This window comes from Microbacterium sp., assembly GCF_017305435.1.
In the GTDB taxonomy this organism is placed as follows: domain Bacteria; phylum Actinomycetota; class Actinomycetes; order Actinomycetales; family Microbacteriaceae; genus Microbacterium.
Map to the genome: position 1 here is coordinate 127,215 of NZ_JAFKIP010000008.1, position 16,357 is coordinate 143,571.

At 71.7% G+C, this 16,357-nt stretch carries 15 protein-coding genes and 1 riboswitch; of the genes, 7 read left to right on the forward strand and 8 right to left on the reverse strand.

What is annotated here, in order from left to right; translation table 11 throughout:
- The first annotated feature begins 93 nt into the window (after positions 1-93).
- The 5 genes from J0I43_RS14840 (at position 94) to J0I43_RS14860 (ending at position 4,458) form a co-directional block, all read left to right on the forward strand.
- On the forward strand, positions 94-1,050 hold the full coding sequence (locus J0I43_RS14840) for a carbohydrate ABC transporter permease (RefSeq protein ID WP_292865538.1): 957 nt from the start codon (positions 94-96) through the stop codon (positions 1,048-1,050).
- Positions 1,047-1,886 (forward strand): carbohydrate ABC transporter permease, encoded by an 840-nt coding sequence (locus J0I43_RS14845; protein ID WP_292865541.1) that lies wholly within the window; start codon positions 1,047-1,049, stop codon positions 1,884-1,886. Before J0I43_RS14840 ends, J0I43_RS14845 begins: the two co-directional genes overlap by 4 nt.
- Complete coding sequence (locus tag J0I43_RS14850) at positions 1,886-2,884, forward strand: ROK family protein (RefSeq protein WP_292865544.1); 999 nt, start codon at positions 1,886-1,888, stop codon at positions 2,882-2,884. The genes J0I43_RS14845 and J0I43_RS14850 overlap by 1 nt, the downstream gene beginning before the upstream one ends.
- Positions 2,877-3,656, forward strand: coding sequence for a glucosamine-6-phosphate deaminase (locus tag J0I43_RS14855; RefSeq protein WP_292865547.1), 780 nt, complete (start codon positions 2,877-2,879; stop codon positions 3,654-3,656). The genes J0I43_RS14850 and J0I43_RS14855 overlap by 8 nt, the downstream gene beginning before the upstream one ends.
- Positions 3,657-3,819: 163 nt before the next feature.
- A complete protein-coding gene (locus tag J0I43_RS14860; protein WP_292865549.1) occupies positions 3,820-4,458 on the forward strand; it encodes a hypothetical protein in 639 nt (212 codons plus the stop codon).
- A 19-nt stretch (positions 4,459-4,477) separates the two neighbouring features.
- Here J0I43_RS14860 and J0I43_RS14865 read toward each other — a convergent pair whose 3' ends face one another.
- The 5 genes from J0I43_RS14865 to J0I43_RS14885 all read right to left on the reverse strand — a co-directional run bounded on the left by J0I43_RS14865 (position 4,478) and on the right by J0I43_RS14885 (position 11,205).
- Positions 4,478-5,839 carry an FAD-linked oxidase C-terminal domain-containing protein gene (locus J0I43_RS14865; RefSeq protein ID WP_292865552.1) on the reverse strand — a complete coding sequence of 454 codons (1,362 nt, stop codon included), beginning with the start codon at positions 5,837-5,839 and terminating at the stop codon, positions 4,478-4,480.
- Between the two features lie 11 nt (positions 5,840-5,850).
- Positions 5,851-6,255 carry a YrdB family protein gene (locus J0I43_RS14870; RefSeq protein WP_292865555.1) on the reverse strand — a complete coding sequence of 135 codons (405 nt, stop codon included), beginning with the start codon at positions 6,253-6,255 and terminating at the stop codon, positions 5,851-5,853.
- 50 nt (positions 6,256-6,305) lie between these two features.
- Complete coding sequence (locus tag J0I43_RS14875) at positions 6,306-8,030, reverse strand: sigma-70 family RNA polymerase sigma factor (protein ID WP_292865558.1); 1,725 nt, start codon at positions 8,028-8,030, stop codon at positions 6,306-6,308.
- A 386-nt stretch (positions 8,031-8,416) separates the two neighbouring features.
- Entirely contained in the window at positions 8,417-9,553 is a 1,137-nt protein-coding gene (gene nagA, locus J0I43_RS14880; RefSeq protein WP_292865561.1) for an N-acetylglucosamine-6-phosphate deacetylase, read from the reverse strand.
- Complete coding sequence (locus J0I43_RS14885) at positions 9,550-11,205, reverse strand: family 20 glycosylhydrolase (RefSeq protein ID WP_292865564.1); 1,656 nt, start codon at positions 11,203-11,205, stop codon at positions 9,550-9,552. The genes nagA and J0I43_RS14885 overlap by 4 nt, the downstream gene beginning before the upstream one ends.
- A gap of 93 nt (positions 11,206-11,298) precedes the next feature.
- Positions 11,299-11,381, forward strand: a riboswitch (ZMP/ZTP riboswitch).
- Positions 11,382-11,447: 66 nt separating this feature from the next.
- Between J0I43_RS14885 and glyA the strand changes: the two genes are divergently transcribed.
- Entirely contained in the window at positions 11,448-12,716 is a 1,269-nt protein-coding gene (gene glyA, locus J0I43_RS14890) for a serine hydroxymethyltransferase (protein WP_292865567.1), read from the forward strand.
- 120 nt (positions 12,717-12,836) lie between these two features.
- Positions 12,837-13,721: a bifunctional methylenetetrahydrofolate dehydrogenase/methenyltetrahydrofolate cyclohydrolase gene (locus J0I43_RS14895; protein ID WP_292865570.1), complete on the forward strand. Its 885-nt coding sequence runs from the start codon at positions 12,837-12,839 to the stop codon at positions 13,719-13,721.
- A 62-nt stretch (positions 13,722-13,783) separates the two neighbouring features.
- Here J0I43_RS14895 and J0I43_RS14900 read toward each other — a convergent pair whose 3' ends face one another.
- The 3 genes from J0I43_RS14900 to J0I43_RS14910 all read right to left on the reverse strand — a co-directional run bounded on the left by J0I43_RS14900 (position 13,784) and on the right by J0I43_RS14910 (position 16,340).
- Positions 13,784-14,614 (reverse strand): cytochrome c oxidase assembly protein, encoded by an 831-nt coding sequence (locus tag J0I43_RS14900; RefSeq protein ID WP_292865573.1) that lies wholly within the window; start codon positions 14,612-14,614, stop codon positions 13,784-13,786.
- 140 nt (positions 14,615-14,754) lie between these two features.
- Complete coding sequence (locus J0I43_RS14905) at positions 14,755-15,498, reverse strand: amino acid ABC transporter ATP-binding protein (protein WP_292865576.1); 744 nt, start codon at positions 15,496-15,498, stop codon at positions 14,755-14,757.
- Positions 15,495-16,340 carry an amino acid ABC transporter permease gene (locus J0I43_RS14910; RefSeq protein ID WP_292865579.1) on the reverse strand — a complete coding sequence of 282 codons (846 nt, stop codon included), beginning with the start codon at positions 16,338-16,340 and terminating at the stop codon, positions 15,495-15,497. Before J0I43_RS14910 ends, J0I43_RS14905 begins: the two co-directional genes overlap by 4 nt.
- Positions 16,341-16,357: the final 17 nt, after the last annotated feature.

Here is a 16,357-nt window from a genome sequence, read left to right on the forward strand (position 1 = left end):
TGACCCGGCGGGTCCTCCCGCCACCGGTTCCCCCGGGGTCCCGAAACCCCGGGGGAACCACCCCTCGACGCACCCACGGAAGGAGATCGTGCGATGATCTCGACGACAATCTCCCCCGAGTTGACCGAGCCTTCGCCCGCGGCCCCCGCGCCGCGCCGCCGCCGTCCCTTCGACGGCACGCCGCTGGCGCTCTTGCTGCCCGCGCTGGTGATGCTCGTCGTCTTCATCGGCTGGCCGCTTCTGCAACTGATCATCATGTCGTTCCAGAAGTACGGCCGCGAACAGATCTTCGGAGCCCCGCCCAGCTTCGTCTGGTTCGACAACTACATCAAGGTCCTCACGGACTCGGAGTTCTGGACCGTCCTCGGGCGCAGCTTCGGTCTCATGGTCGTCTGCGCCGCGGCGACCATGGTGTTCGGCATCGCGATCGCCCTCATGATGAAGTCGCTCGGCAAGGTGATGCGCACGGTCGTCTCGGTCGGTCTCCTCCTCGCCTGGGCCATGCCGGCCCTCACCGGCACGATCGTCTGGGGCTGGATCTTCGACACGTCCTACGGCCTCGTCAACTACGTGCTGACGCAGATCACGGGGCAGAACTGGATCGGCCACAGCTGGCTGTCCGATCCCCTCAGCTTCTTCGGCGTCGCCGCCATCATCATCACGTGGGGCGCGATCCCCTTCGTCGCGTTCTCGACCTACGCGGGCCTCTCCCAGGTCCCCGACGAAGTGCTCGAAGCGGCATCCCTCGACGGGTCGAGCGCCTGGCAGCGCTTCCGGTTCATCGTGCTGCCCTACGTCCGCTCGATCCTCGTGGTCCTCCTCATCCTGCAGGTGATCTGGGACCTCCGCGTCTTCGCGCAGATCTACGCGCTGCAGACCGTCGGCGGCATCCGCGCCGACACCAACACCATCGGCGTCTACATCTACTCGGTCTCGATGGCCACCGGTGACCTGGGCTCGGGTGGGGCGATCTCGGTGCTCCTCGTGATCATCCTGCTCGCGATCTCCGCGTACTACATCCGCACCATGCTGAAGGAGGACGAGTCGTGAGCGCCCGTACGCGCCGCACCGCCGGCCGTGTCGCCCTGAACGCCGCCGCCGTCGTGGTCTTCGTCTGCTCCGTGTTCCCGGTCTACTGGATGGTCAACACGGCCCTCCTGCCGGGCTCGGCGGTCAAGAGCGACGTGCCGCACTTCTGGCCCGACCAGTTCACGCTGAAGAGCTTCGAGGCGGCATGGAACGGCGGCTTCGTCCCCGCCCTCGGCATCTCGCTCGCGGTGACGCTCCTCACGCTCGTGACCGCCCTCGTCTTCGCGTTCCTCGCCTCGATCGCCGTCTCGCGCTATCGCTTCCGGTCCCGGAAGGCCTTCATCGTCGCGATCCTCGTCATCCAGATGATCCCCGCCGAGGCGATGATCATCTCGACGTTCCGCGTCCTCGACGGCTGGCAGCTGCTCAACACCGTCATCGGTCTCGCCGCGGTGTACATCGCGATGGTGCTGCCGTTCACGATCTGGACGCTGCGCGGTTTCGTGAACGGCATCCCCGCCGACCTCGAAGAAGCCGCCATGATCGACGGCTGCACGCGCACGCAGGCGTTCTGGCGGGTCACGTTCCCGCTCTTGGCGCCGGGCCTCGTCTCGACCGGCATCTTCGCCTTCATCCAGGCGTGGAACGAGTTCGTGTTCGCGCTCGTCATCATGACGCGCCCCGAGATGGAGACGCTGCCGATCTGGCTGCGCAGCTTCGTGCAGGCGACGAAGGCCACCGACTGGGCGGTCGTCATGGCCGGGTCGACCCTCATGGCCATCCCCGTGATCGTCTTCTTCCTCATCGTGCAGGGCAAGATGACGAGCGGTCTCGTGTCGGGAGCGGTGAAGGGCTGATGCGACTCGGATTCGACGTCGGGGGCACCAAGACCGACGCCGTGGTCGTCGCGCCCGGCGAGGAGGTCCTCGCGCGGGTGCGGCGCCCCACCGGGTGGGGGCCCGACGCGGTCGTCACGACCGTGCTGGGCCTCGTCGCCGAGCTGGCCGACACCGTCGGCATCCGCCCCGCCGAGTTCCGTTCGATCGGCATCGGGATGCCGGGGCAGGTCGCCCCGGGGAGCGCCACGGTCACGCACGCGGTCAACCTCGGCGTCGACGAGCTCGATCTCGCGGCCGCCGTCGGCGGTGTCGTCGGGGTGCCGGTGCGCGCCGAGAACGATGTGAAGGCCGCCGCGATCGGCGCGTATGCGCTGCACGGAGCTTTCTCCGGGGCGTTCTCCGGCGTCATCCCGGATGCGACCTCCGCTGCGTTCTCCGGCGCCGAGCCGGCGGGGGCGCACACGCTCGCCTATCTCAACCTCGGCACCGGCGTCGCGGCGGGCTTCGTCCGCGACGGTGAGCTGTGGCGCGGCGCGCACGGCACGGCGGGCGAGGTCGGGCACATCTCCGTCGATCCGCACGGTCCGCTGTGCAAGTGCGGCCAGTTCGGCTGCATCGAAGCCTTCTGCGGCGGCGGCGCCATCGCCGAGCGCTGGGGTCGCGCGTCGGCGCTGCCCGTGCGCGACGTCTTCGACGCGGCGGATGCCGGGAACACCGAGGCGATCGCGCTGCGCGCCGGCCTCGCCCACGGCGTCGCGTCGGCCATCCGCGTGATCGTGCTGTCCGCAGACGTCGATCGCGTCATCCTCGGGGGAGGCGTCACCGCCCTCGGGGATCGTATGCTGAGCCTCGTGAAGGACGACCTCGCCGCGAGTGCCGCGGCATCGCCCTTCATGAGGTCCCTTCGCCTCCCCGACCGGGTGGAGCTGCTGCCTCCCGGGTCGCCGGCTGCGGCCGTCGGCGCGGCACTGGTCGGGGCCGGCGCAACCGAACAGGAGGCAGTCGCCCATGGCTGAGATCGTCATCGTCCCGTCCGCCGCGGCAGCGGGGGTCCTCGTCGCCGACGAGATCGTGAAGCTCATCTCCGCGCGGCCCGATGCCGTCCTGGGGCTCGCGACGGGGTCGACGCCCCTCACCGTCTACGAAGCCCTGCGCCCGCGCGTCGCGGGCCTCGACCTCTCGCGCGTGCGGGGATTCGCGCTCGACGAGTACGTGGGCATCGATCCGAACCACCCGGAGAGCTATCGATCGGTGATCACGAAGGAGGTCGTCGAGCCGCTCGGCCTCGACCCCGCGTTGATCCACACGCCGAACGGCGACCTGGCGACGATCTCGCACGCGGGCGAGGACTACGAGCGCGCGATCGCTGCGGCGGGCGGCATCGACCTGCAGATCCTGGGCATCGGGACATCCGGCCATATCGGCTTCAACGAGCCGGGTTCGTCGTTCGCGTCGCGGACGCGCGTGAAGACCCTCATCGAGCAGACCCGTGAGGACAACGCCCGCTTCTTCGACTCGGTCGACGACGTGCCGATGCACTGCATCACGCAGGGGCTCGGGACGATCCTCGAGGCCAGGCACCTGTTCCTGCTCGCGTTCGGCGAGGGGAAGGCCGCCGCGGTCGCCGGCGCCGTCGAAGGGCCCGTGACGTCGTCGCTGCCCGGGTCGGCGATCCAGCTGCACCCGCACGTGACGGTCGTCGTCGACGAGGCGGCCGCCTCGAAGCTCGCGCACGCCGACTACTACCGCTACGCGTTCGCCAACAAGCCCGCCTGGCAGGGTCTCTGACCCGCCCCGCCGCGGGCATGGTCTCTGACCCGCCCGGCGCGGGCATGAACTCCGCAGATCGTCGCGTACTCCGCAGGCATCCCTCCTCTCGCCTGCGGAGTACGTGCTTTTCTGCGGAGCACGTCCCCCTCCTGACGCGGTGGTCGGCCGGTAGGGTGACCGTATGACGGATGCCGAGGTCCGGACGCCCGTGCGCAGCTGGCTGGGGGGCGGCGCGCTGCTCGCCGCCGCGGCCGTGCTTCCGCTCGTGTTCGGCGCAGGGGTCGGCGTCGGCCTGATCCCGCGAACTCTGGGTCAGATGCTGGTTCTCGCGGCCATGGTCGTCTTCGCCTTCGGGCTGCGCGGAACGGGCTCGCTCGTCGCGCGCCGCCCCGTCGGCATGATCGCCCTGCTCGTGCTGGGGCTCGTGCCGCTGGTGTTCACGCTCGCGACGCCGTCGAGCGTGAGCGAGGACGAGGTGTGGCTCCTGCAGATCCTCGGCTACTCCGAGCTGGTCGTCAGCGTCGGTGCGGCGCTCGTCGCCGCGATCGAGATCGCTCGCGCACGGGTCGTGCCGGATCCGTGGCGGTGGGCTCCCACAGTGGCGCTCGCGGTCATCGTGTTCGTGCAGGCAGCCGCGCAGGTGATCGGGGTCGCGGTGGGGTCGGAGCGTCTGCTGGACCTCGTCCCGGCGCTCAGCGCCGCGGGGTTCGCCACGGCTGTGCTGGTGCCTCTCGCCCTGGGCGTGATCGCGATGATGCTCGGCGCGCGCGGCCGGCAAGGCATCCCCGCGGCATCCCCGCAGGTCTATCCGCCCGCGTGAGGCCACGGCACCGCGCGCGTCAGGGCGCGAACACCTTGCCGGGGTTCAGGATGCCGGCGGGGTCGAACACGCGCGTGATCTGGCGCTGCAGCTCCCACTGATCGGGGCCGAGCTCGTCCTCGAGCCAGCGCCGCTTGAGAACTCCGACGCCGTGCTCGCCGGTGAGGGTGCCGCCGAGGCGCAGCGCTGCCTGGAACAACTCGCCCGCCGCCTCCCACACGCGCTCGGGCACGTCGGGCCCCTCGACGATGAAGTTCGGATGCAGGTTGCCGTCGCCGGCGTGGCAGACGGTCGGGATGACGAGCCCGTACGCGTGCTCGATCCGCGCGATCTCGTCGAACATCTCGGGCAGGGCGCTGCGCGGCACAGAGACGTCCTCGATGAGGGCGGTGCCGAGGGTCTCCATCGCGGGGTGCATCGACCGGCGGATCCGCCAGAGCAGCTCGGCCTCCGCGTCGCTCTGCGCGAGGCGCACGGTGCCGCCGGACGCTTCGAGGGTCGCCGCGATCGACTCCGCCTCTTCAGATGCGGCCGGCCCGTCGGTCTGGATCGTCAGCTGCGCGGCGCCCGCCTCGGGGGCGGGCAGGTCGAGGAGGCGGTGGACGGCCGCGAGCGACGCGGCATCCATCAGCTCCATGATCGCCGGCTGGACGCCCGACGCCGTGACGGCCGCGGCCGCGCCGGCGGCGCGACGGACGTCGGGGAAGGATGCCGTGAGCGTGCGTGCGCGCCCGGCGACGACGCGCCGCAGCTTGAGCGTCGCCGAGACGATCACGCCGAGCGTGCCCTCGGAGCCGATCACGAGTGATGTGAGGTCGAGGCCGGTCACGCCCTTGACGCTCCGGTGGCCGAGGCGCAGCAGCCGCCCGTCGGCCAGGACGAGCTCGACGCCGAGGACCGCGTCGCGCACGACGCCGTACTTCGCGCAGAGGAGCCCGCCGGCGCCCGTGGCGATGTTGCCGCCGACGGTCGAGATCTCGCGGCTGGCCGGGTCGGGCGCCCACCACAGGCCGTCATCGGCGAGCGCGCGGTTCAGGTCGGCGTTGAGGATGCCGGGTTCGACGACGGCGATCAGGTCGTCGGGGCGCACTTCGAGGATGCGGTCCATGTCGCGCACGGACAGGACGATCTCGCCCGCACCCGCGTTCGCCCCACCGGCGAGGCCCGTGCCCGCTCCGCGGGTGACGACGGGGGTCCCGGTGGCGTGCGCGATGCGCAGCGTCTCCTGCACGTCCGCGACGGATGCCGCGTGGACGATCGCCACCGGGCGGCCCGATGCGGCATGACCGGACTTGTCGGCTCGGGCGGCCTCGAGGCATGCCGGGTCGGTGTCGACGCGTCCGTCGAGCGCGAGGCGAAGGCGCTCGACGACGTCGGCCACGGATGCCGCCGTCACGAGAGGCGGCGACGCCCGGCGATGAGTCCGACCGACACCGCCACGACGGCGAAGGCGATCCCGATCCACGCGCTGCCGCTCGTCCACCAGACGATCGTGGCCGCGGCGTAGACGAGCAGTTCGACGAGGGCGCGCGCGAACGGGTGCACGGCGATGACCGCCCGGGGTGAGACGAACAGCGCCCAGAGGAGGATCGCGACGACGGGCGCGGCGATGCCGAGGGCGATGTTCCACGGGAACGGCCACGCCGTGAAGCCCCACACGGCGAGCGTGCCGAAGGCGAACAGCTCGCAGAGGAACGCGATGACGTCGACCGCGTCGAGCGCGGGACGGGTGCCGGCTGCGGTCGACGGCGCCGGCTGCTCGGGTGCGGCGGGTCGGACGTGGGGCAGCTCGGACATGCTCCCAGTCTACGTGCGGGCGTGGTGCCGCGATCGGGCGCGGGTCAGGGTCAGGACGAGATCGTGATCTGCGCGGCTGCCCAGTCGCCGAAGACGTCTCCGTCGACGTATGCGACCTCGACGCCCTTGTTCAACAGCTCGGCCTGGCTCGTCTTCACGTGGAGCGTCACGCGCCCGTCGACGTTCAGCTGTCCGGTGGCTCGCACCTCGTCGCCCACGCGCACGGCGACCTCGGCGCCGGGTTCGCCGGTCACCTCCACGGCCGCGAGATAGCTGAACAGCGTGTAGCTGACCGTCGCCGTGGGCGGCTCGCTCGGGAGCGTCGGGGTGGGGGTCGGTGTCGGTGTCGGCGTCGGGGTTGGTGTCGGCGTAGGCGTCGGGCTCGGCGTCGGGGTGGGCGTGGAGGTCGGCGTCGGTGTGGGGGTCGGCGTCGGGCTCGGAGCCGGGGTCGGAGTGGGACTCGGTGTCCGGATCGGTGCGGCGGCAGGGTTCCGCACGGGCGTGGTAGACACCGGCGGCGCGTCCACGGGGTCCACCGGCGCCGTGGAGGTCATCGGGGCCGACGTCGCGGCGGGCGACGGAGGCACCGCGCTCGGGGAGGGTGCCGCGGCGAGAGGAGCGCCGTCGCCGGATCCGCTGTCGGATGCCGGGCCGGCCGAGCCGGCGCCGCTCGTCGCGGCATCCGCCACCTCCGTCTGCGGCAGGAGGCCGGGGATGGCGAAAGCAGCCACGGCGGCACCGACGACGATCCCGGCGATGGCGGCCGTCCCGAGCGCCCCACCCGCGGCCCCGCCCGCTGCGCCCCCGGCAGCGCCGCCGCCGGCGGCTCCTCCACCGCCCGCGCTTCCGGTGCCCCCGGCGCCACCTGCCCCGGCGCCGCCCGCGCTCGCGGCGCCTGCACCGCCGCCGACGGTCACGGCTCCGGGCAGCGTCGGCGAGGCGCCTGCCGCCAGCGCGACGATCGGCACGCCGCCGCCCTGGACCGCCGCCGCGTAGGCGGCCGCCGCGCCGGCGCCGATCGTGAGGGGGAGGAGCACCAGCACGAGCCGGTGCGAGACATCTTTGGCCTCCGCGGCGACGATGGTGCAGCGCGCGCAGCCGCCGAGGTGGTCCTCGACCTTGCCGTGGTCGCGGCGCCCGAGGTTGCCGCGCGCGTAGGCGCCGAGCCGCTCGATCGTCCACTGGCAGTCCGAGCCGTCTGCGACCGACCGCAGGTGCGCCTGGATCCACGCTTCGCGCAGGCCCTCGCGGGCGCGGAAGGCGAGCTGGGCGACGGCCGTCGCCTTCATCCCGAGCAGGGGCGCGATCTCGGCGGGCTTCATCTGCTCGATCTCGGTGTACCAGAGCACTTCCTGCCAGCGCTCGGGCAGTGCGCGGAACGCCTGCGCGGTCAGGCCGCGATCAAGTGCGTCGTCGGTCGCGTGTGCCTCGGCATCCGGGTCCGGCAGGAACTCGAGCTCATCGATCGGGGTCTCGCGCCGCGCGCGCCCCCAGCCGGCGGCGGTGTTGCGGATGCTCGTGAAGAGGTAGGCGCGGAAGGACCCCGTCGGCCCGCCGCCGCGCACGATCGACTGGTAGATCCGCGCGTACGCCTCCTGCACGAGGTCGTCGGCGTCGAAGGTCGAGGTGATCGACCCGGCCACGACGATGCCGGAGCGGTAGTGGCGTCGCCACAGCTCGCCGAAGGCGCCGCGATCGCCCGAGCGCGTGCGCAGCACGAGATCCGCGTCGGAGATGTCGGCGACATCCTCGCGCGGTCCGTCGTGTTCGTCCATGCTCGTCCTGTTCTCGGGTCGTGATCGCGGTTCATCCATGAGACGCGCGTCCCGCGCGTTCATGACGCCGTTCTCTCCGTTCTCGCCATTCTCCCAGGCGCGTCGCCGCACGATCCCTGTGAGCCCGCCGCGGTGCGGGCACGGCGCCCCGGATCTTTTTCCGGAAGTCGCGTCATAGATCCTGCACGGGCGCATCTCATGGGTGTGCCGGAATCCGGGCGCGCCTCGGGGGAGGCGGGTGCGGCGTTGCGGTCAGAGGTACGGGAGCACCGTGCCGACGTCGGTCGCGACGGGGATACCGGGGGGAACGCCCCGACGCGACGGACAGGGGGACAGAGCGGGGCGGCAGGCGCGGGGGCGCCTCCCGCCCCGCTCGCTCGTCCGCGTCAGATCCGCGTGCCGTCGACCCAGACCGCGGTGACCCGCAGCTCGGAATCGAGCAGCACGGCGTCGGCCGCGGCGCCCGGGCGCAGCGTGCCGTGCCGCTCCGCCACGCCGATCGCCCGTGCGGGCACGACGGTGACGGCCGCGACGGCGTCGGGCAGGGGCAGTCCGCCCGCGACGACGAGGCGCAGCGCGGCGTCCTGCGTCAGCGTCGACCCCGCGATCGCCCCGCCGTCGACGAGGCGCGCCTGGCCGTCGGTGACGCGCACGGCAAGGCCCCCCAGCTCGTAATCGCCGTCGGGGGCACCGGCGGCGGCCATCGCATCGGTGATGAGCGCGATGCGACCGGGAGCTCCCGCGAAGGCGAGCGCGATGACGTCGGGGTGGACGTGGAACCCGTCCGCGATGAGCTCGAGCGTGACGCGGTGGTCGCGCATGGCCGCGAGGATGGGGCCCGGCGCGCGGTGATGGATGCCGGGCATCGCGTTGAACGCATGCGTCAGCAGCGTCGCCCCGGCGTCGAAGGCGGCGGATGCCTCGTCCTCCGTCGCGTTCGTGTGTCCGACGGCGACGGCGACCCCGCCCGCGACGAACCGGTGCACGGCGTCGATTCCGCCGGGGAGCTCGGGCGCGAGCGTCACCTGCCGCACGGTGCCGCGACCGGCGTCGATGAGACGATCGATGGCGGCGGCATCCGGCGTGCGCAGCAGGCTCGCGGTGTGCGCGCCTTTGTGGCCGGGGTCGAGGAAGGGCCCCTCCAGGTGCGATCCCAGGATCGTCCCGTCGTGCGCGGCGAGGTCGGCGATCAGCGCGACCCGTGCCGCGAGGTCGTCGATCGATGCGGTCACGAGGGAGAGCACGGCGCGGGTCGTGCCGTGGGCGCGATGGACCGCGCGGGCGATGCGGACGGCATCCGCGCCGTCGTCGAACGCCGCGCCGCCGCCTCCGTGCCCGTGGATGTCGACGAACCCGGGGGTCAGGTATGCGCCCGCGCCGTCGAAGGCGTCGCCGGCGGGGAGCGCGCGCCGCTCGTCGCCGACGCCGGTGCGCAGCACCGTGTCGCCCTCGAACGCGACCCAGGCATCCTCCGTGACGCCCCCGTCGTCGACGAGACGCACGGAATGGATGACGGTCGTCATGCCGGCACCGCGCCCGTCGCCTCGGCATCCGTCGCCGCGTCGATTCCCGGTGCCGGTGCTGGTGCCGCCGCCGGCCAGGGGATGCCGGGGAGCGGCGTGAACGCGATGCCCATGCTCGTCCACAGCGGCGCGAGCCCGGCGACGCGCTGCGCGAACGAGTCCCACGTGCGCAGCGCGCTCGCGCCCGCCGCGGGAGACCAGCCGGCTTCGGCGGCGGAGGCGATGCGGGGGAAGGCGAGCGTGTCGATGTCGCTCAGCGTACGCGCGGTCTCCGCCCAGAGGGGAGCCTCCACGCCCAGGATCTCGTCGTCACCGATCCCGTCGATGACCGTCGCCGGATCCCACGCATACGACTGCTGCGCGGAGACCACGCCCGCCCAGACGAGACCCAGCGCGGCATCCGCGTCGTACTTCATGTCGAGGTAGATCGCGTCGGCGGGGGAGAGGATGATCTGGCCGCCGGCCGCGACGAAACCGCGGGTCTTCTCGTCCATGCCGTCGGTCGGGGTGCGGAAGCCCCAGTACTGCCCGACCGTGCCGGGCGCGAGGCGCTCGCCGACGACCCCCGCCTCGTGCCACGCGATCGGCGTCTTGCCGGTCGCCGCGACGATCGCGCTCGCGCGTTCCACGAAGTGGGCGAAGTCCTCGGGCGGGGTGCCCAGCGCCTCGTCGCCGCCGAGGTGGAGGTACGGCCCCGGCGTGAGCTCGGCGAGTTCGGTGAAGACATCGGTCACGAACGCGTAGGTCGCGTCGTCGTGGATCTTCAGCGAGGAGAAGCCGACCGCCATGCCGTCGTACGGGACGCCGTGCGCGGGGGCGTCGCCGCCGTAGTCGCGGATGATCTCGAGCATGTGCTCGTCGACCTTCGGCTGCTCGTTCAGTTCGGGGTAGGCGAGGGTCACGGCGTGCGTGTGCCCCGGCATGTCGAACTCGGGGACGACGATCATGTGATGCGCGGCGGCGTACGCGACGATCCCGCGGTAGTCCGCCTGCGTGTAGAAGCCTCCCGGGTCGCCGCCGACGGCCGTCGCGGACGCCTTCTCGGTCAGGAGCGGCCGAGAGCGCAGCTCGAGCCGCCAGCCCTGGTCGTCGCTCAGGTGCAGGTGCAGCGCGTTGAGCTTGAGGCTCGCGGCGCGATCGATGAGCGCCTTCACCGTCTCGACGCCGTGGAAGTGGCGGGCGACATCGAGCATGACGCCTCGGTAGCGGAATCTGGGGGCGTCGGCGATCTCCGCCGCGGGGATCCCCCACCCCCCGCCGTCCGTCTCGGCGATCAGCTGGCCGAGAGTCTGGATGCCGTAGAAGAGGCCCGCCGCGTCTGAGCCGATGACGGTGACGGATGCCGCGGAGGCGTGGAGCCGGTAGGACTCGGGGGTGCCGGCTCCGTCGATCCGGAGCGTGATCGCGGGGTCTGATCCCGTGGAGCCGGATGTCACGGGGCCTGATCCCGTGGAACCGGCACGCAGGTCGAGACCGGTGCGGGTCGCGATCAGGGCGCGGGCCGTCGCCGCGGCATCCGCGTCGCCGGCGATCTCGGTGTGCGCCGTGAGGGGGAAGGCCGCTCCGCCGGGCAGGGCGATCGAGGCGGGTGCGGGAACGACGGCGGGGAGGGCCACGATGCTCCATTCGGCGGGGTCGGGTGTGGCATCCATTGTCTCCGAATCGATTCGAGTTGTAAAGCGCCCTAACAAATACGTCAGGGTTCGGGATGGATCGTTCGCGCGGGCGGGGTGGGGCCGGTATGCTCGCTGTGTCGCGACTGGCGTTGAGGTGGGACACCACCGGGGAGCGACCACATGGCAATCGACCGTACGCCTGGGTCGGCCGTGGTTTCGATACACCGCCGCTGCGCGGCGGCACTCAACCACCGAGTCCGACAGGAGCCGTCACGATCATGACCGATCCGTACTTCAACGCCCCGCTCGCCGAGGTCGACCCCGAGATCGCCCAGGTGCTCGAGCGCGAGCTCGAACGCCAGCGCCGGTACCTCGAGATGATCGCGTCGGAGAACTTCGTGCCCGTCTCGGTCCTGCAGTCGCAGGGGTCGGTCCTCACCAACAAGTACGCCGAGGGCTACCCGGGTCGCCGCTACTACGGCGGCTGCGAAGAGGTCGACGTCGCCGAGGAGCTCGCGATCGCCCGCGCCAAGAGCCTGTTCGGCGCCGAGTTCGCGAACGTGCAGCCGCACTCCGGGGCATCCGCCAACGCCGCCGTTCTCCACGCCATCGCGCGCCCCGGCGATACGCTGCTGGGCCTGTCACTCGACCACGGCGGGCACCTCACGCACGGCATGAAGATCAACTTCTCCGGCCGGCTGTACAACATCGTCGCGTACGGCGTGGACCCCGAGACCAGCGTGATCGACATGGACGAGGTCGAGCGCCTCGCCGTGGAACACTCGCCGAAGGTCATCATCGCCGGTTGGTCCGCGTACCCCCGCCAGCTCGACTTCGCGCGGTTCCGCGAGATCGCCGACAAGGTGGGCGCTCTTCTGTGGGTCGACATGGCGCACTTCGCCGGTCTCGTCGCTGCGGGCCTGCACCCCTCGCCCGTGCCGCACGCGCACGTCGTCTCGTCGACCGTGCACAAGACGATCGGCGGCCCGCGCTCGGGCTTCATCCTCACGAACGACGCCGACCTCGCGAAGAAGATCAACACGGCCGTCTTCCCGGGTCAGCAGGGCGGCCCGCTCATGCACGTGATCGCCGCGAAGGCGACGGCGTTCAAGCTCGCCGCGACGCCCGAGTTCCGCGAGCGTCAGGAGCGCGTCGTGCGCGGCGCGGCGATCCTCGCCGAGCGGCTGGCGCAGCAGGACGTCGTGGATGCCGGGATCTCGGTGCGCTCGGGCGGCACCGACGTGCACCTCGTACTCGTCGACCTCCGGGACGCCGCGATCGACGGCAAGCAGGCCGAGGATCTGCTCCACGAGATCCACATCACGGTGAACCGCAACGCGGTGCCGAACGACCCGCGGCCGCCGATGGTGACCTCGGGCCTGCGGATCGGCACGCCCGCGCTCGCGACGCGCGGCTTCGGCGACGCCGAGTTCACCGAGGTGGCCGACATCATCGCGCTCGCGCTGCTACCCGGTGCCGACGTCGCGGCGCTGCGCACGCGCGTGGCATCCCTGACCGCCGCCTTCCCCCTGTACCCCACCCTCTAACCCACGACACGACCGCGAGACCGCATTGGTGCGCCGAGACTGCACGCACCGGCCGCAGTCTCGGCGCACCACTGAAGTCTCGCGGGCGGGGCGAGGGGCGGGGGACGAGAAGGAGAGAGTATGACGGCACAGAAGCTCGACGGGCGGGCGACCGCGGCGGCGATCAAGGCGGAGCTCGCCGAGCGCGTCGCGAAGCTGAAGGCGGCGGGGGTCACCCCGGGCATCGCGACGGTGCTCGTGGGCGCCGACCCGGCATCCCAGCTGTACGTCGGCATGAAGCATCGCGAGTCCGAGGCGATCGGCATGAACTCGATCCAGGTCGAGCTGCCGGCGGATGCCACGCAGGCGGACGTCGAGGCGGAGATCGACCGGCTGAACGCCGATCCCACGTGCCACGGCTACATCGTGCAGCTGCCGCTGCCCCGGCACCTCGACACGGATCGCATCCTCGAGCGGATCGACCCCGCGAAGGATGCCGACGGCCTGCACCCCACCAACCTCGGCAAGCTCGTGCTGAACGTGAACGACGACATCTCCTCGCCGCTGCCGTGCACGCCGCGCGCCGTCATCGAACTGCTCGAGCGCAATGGCTACGCGCTCGCCGGCACGCACGTCGTCGTGGTCGGGCGGGGCGTCACGATCGGGCGTTCGATCGGGCTGCTGCTCACGCGCCGCGCCGTCAACGCCACGGTGACGCTCACCCACACGGGCACGCGCGATCTCCCCTCGTATCTGCGGCAGGCCGATGTGATCGTGGGCGCGGCGGGCGTCAAGCACCTCGTGCGGCCCGAGGACGTCAAGCCCGGCGCTGCCGTGCTCGACGTGGGTGTGACGCGTGAGATCGACCCCGAGACCGGAAAGTCGAAGGTGTTCGGCGACATCGCGCCAGGGGTCGAGGAGGTCGCGGGCTGGCTCTCGCCGAACCCCGGCGGCGTGGGCCCGATGACGGTCGCGCTCCTCATGACCAACGTCGTCGAGGCCGCGGAGCGCACGATCCGCGCCTGAGTCGGGTCAGGGCCGCGCGCGGGAGCCGGAGTTCATCCATCCCGGCGGACTGAGCGGCCGCGTCAGTGCGCCGCCCGCTCGCCGCGCAGGTGCGTCTGGACGAGTGTGTCGTGCTCCTCGTCGCTGAGCTCGTCGTAGGAGGATGCCTCTGCGCGGTCGAGCCGGCTCCAGCGCACGAGCAGGATGATGAGGATCGGCACGTCCGCCACCTCGGCGATGAACCAGAGGAAGTCGCCCGCGAGGTGCTGATCGTGGAGCGGGTTCGGCCACCACGCGGCGCCGGGCGCGAGCGTCGTGACGGCATCGACGATCCCGTCGTTCAGGCGCAGCAGGATGCCGGGGATCGAGTCGACCACGAGCTCGACGAACGCCAGCAGGAACTCGATCGCGAGGAACGTGCTCGTGTGGAATCCGGTGAGCACCATGAGCGGCACGATCAGGAGCAGGCCGACGACGAGGGTCGCGACGCCGATGACCTCGCCGATGAGCGGTGAGGTGCGCAGCACCCCCGCGAGCGGCGTCAGGAAGAGACAGAACACGCCCGCAGCGACGAGCGTCGCGACCATCGCGTTGCCGAGGACGCGGAAGAACCGGTACTGGATGATCCGGTCGAGTCGTTCCTGGCCGGCCGGGCCGAGGCCCGCGCGGAGCAGTTCGAGCGGCTTCCCGAGGCTCAGGAGGGCGGGGACGATCATCAGCAGCAGCGCGATGCGGGTGACGAACGCCCATCGCAGCCCGCTCGAGTACGTCCCGAGGAAGCCCAGCTCGATGACGGCGTACGAGCCGAAGCCGAGCCCGAAGAACGCGGCGGTGCGGTGCCACGGCCAGGCGACGCCCGCCCGGGCGGCGCGACGGATGCCGAGGGCGTAGAGGACCGCGGCGACGACCAGCACCGCGAGCGTCGCAGGGTCGGCGCGCCATGTCGTGAGGAGGGTAGCTAAGGGAGGCGTGCGGACAGCATACGCCGCCGACGTATGGGGTTGCCTCCGCGCGGCACGACGCGACCGAGCGGGGTCTGCCCCGGTCGTGCGGGTCAGCGGGTGACGCGTGCCAGCAGGGCGCGGGTGCGCGGGTGGGCGGGCGCGGCGAAGACGGATGCCGGGGGGCCCTCCTCGACGATCACGCCCTCGTCGAGGACGATCACGCGGTCGGCGACGTCGCGGGCGAAGGCCATCTCGTGGGTCGCCATGAGGATCGTCGCGCCGCCGTCGGCGATCGAGCGCACGAGGTCGAGGACCTCTCCGACGAGCTCGGGGTCGAGCGCCGAGGTGATCTCGTCGAGGAGGAGCACCTCGGGGTCCGTGACGATCGCGCGCACGATCGCGGTGCGCTGCTGCTGCCCGCCGGAGAGCCGATCGGGGTGTGCCTTCGCGAACTCCGAGAGCCCGACGCGGTCGAGGAGCTCGAGCGCGCGGGCCTCGGCATCCCGTCGCGGCTCCTTGTGCACGACGCGCGACGCGAGCGTCACGTTGTCGAGCACCGACAGGTGCGGGAACAGGTTGTAGCTCTGGAACACCGCTCCCAGGCGCGCTCGCACGCGGTTCTGATCGACGCGCGGGTCGGAGATGTCGAGGTCGCCGAGCCACACGCGGCCGTCGTCGATCGGCTCGAGAAGGCCGAGGCACCGCAGTAGCGTCGACTTGCCCGACCCGGACGCGCCGATGAGCGCGACGACCTCGTGCGTCGCGAGCGACAGGGAGACTCCGCGCAGGACCTCGCGGTCGCCGAACGCCTTCCAGACGTCCTCCGCGCGCAGGATCGGTGGGGTGGCCGTCACAGGACCGCTCCGCTCTGCTCTCGCTCGCGCAGCCGCGCGGTGTACCAGTCGGTGAGGCGGATCGTGGGGATGGCGAGGAGCACGAAGAGCAGGCCCGCCACGACGTAGGGCGTGAAGTTGTAGGTGAGGGATGCCACGGAGCGCGCCGCGGCGATCGCGTCGACCGCACCGAGGATCGAGATGAGTCCGACGTCCTTCTGCATCGAGATGAAGTCGTTCATGAGCGGCGGGGTCATCTTGCGGAGCGCCTGCGGCAGCACGACGCGACGCATGGTCTGCCCGTGACCGAGACCGAGTGCGCGGGCGGCGAGACGCTGCGAGGGGTGCACGGCCTCGATCCCCGCGCGGATCACCTCGGCGACGTAGGACGAGTAGGTGAGCGTGACCGCGATGACGCCGAGGACGACGACGGGGATGCGCACCCCGGCGATCGTCGGCAGGCCGTACCCGACGAGGTAGAGCACGATGATGAACGGGAATCCGCGGAAGAGGTCGGTGTACCCCGCGGCGAGGACCCGCAGCGGGAAGAACACGGGGCCCCGGAGGGTGCGGACGAGCGCGATCGCGAGGGCGAACGCGCTCACCGTCACGAGGGACAGCGCCAGCACCTGCAGATTGATCAGGAATCCGTCCCACACCTTCGGCAGCGCCCGCAGCGCGACCGCCGGGTCGAAGAACGCGCCCTGCACGCCCGCCCACCCGGGGGTGTTGATCACCGTCGCCCAGATGATGACGGCGAAGACGATCGTCGACGCGATCGCCACCACGACCGAGCGTCGCTCACGCCCGCGCCGATAGGCGCGCCGTTCGAGCTCGAGCGGGCTGGGGGGATGGCTGGTCACGGGACGACGTTACCCGA

Bases quoted from the DNA above. Each gene is read 5' to 3' on its own strand.
- J0I43_RS14840 (WP_292865538.1), top strand. From the start codon at position 94: ATGATCTCGACGACAATCTCCCCCGAGTTGACCGAGCCTTCGCCCGCG.
- J0I43_RS14850 (WP_292865544.1), top strand. From the start codon at position 1,886: ATGCGACTCGGATTCGACGTCGGGGGCACCAAGACCGACGCCGTGGTC.
- J0I43_RS14855 (WP_292865547.1), top strand. From the start codon at position 2,877: ATGGCTGAGATCGTCATCGTCCCGTCCGCCGCGGCAGCGGGGGTCCTC.
- J0I43_RS14860 (WP_292865549.1), top strand. From the start codon at position 3,820: ATGACGGATGCCGAGGTCCGGACGCCCGTGCGCAGCTGGCTGGGGGGC.
- J0I43_RS14870 (WP_292865555.1), bottom strand. From the start codon at position 6,255: ATGTCCGAGCTGCCCCACGTCCGACCCGCCGCACCCGAGCAGCCGGCG.
- J0I43_RS14875 (WP_292865558.1), bottom strand. From the start codon at position 8,030: ATGGACGAACACGACGGACCGCGCGAGGATGTCGCCGACATCTCCGAC.
- nagA (WP_292865561.1), bottom strand. From the start codon at position 9,553: ATGACGACCGTCATCCATTCCGTGCGTCTCGTCGACGACGGGGGCGTC.
- J0I43_RS14885 (WP_292865564.1), bottom strand. From the start codon at position 11,205: ATGGATGCCACACCCGACCCCGCCGAATGGAGCATCGTGGCCCTCCCC.
- glyA (WP_292865567.1), top strand. From the start codon at position 11,448: ATGACCGATCCGTACTTCAACGCCCCGCTCGCCGAGGTCGACCCCGAG.
- J0I43_RS14895 (WP_292865570.1), top strand. From the start codon at position 12,837: ATGACGGCACAGAAGCTCGACGGGCGGGCGACCGCGGCGGCGATCAAG.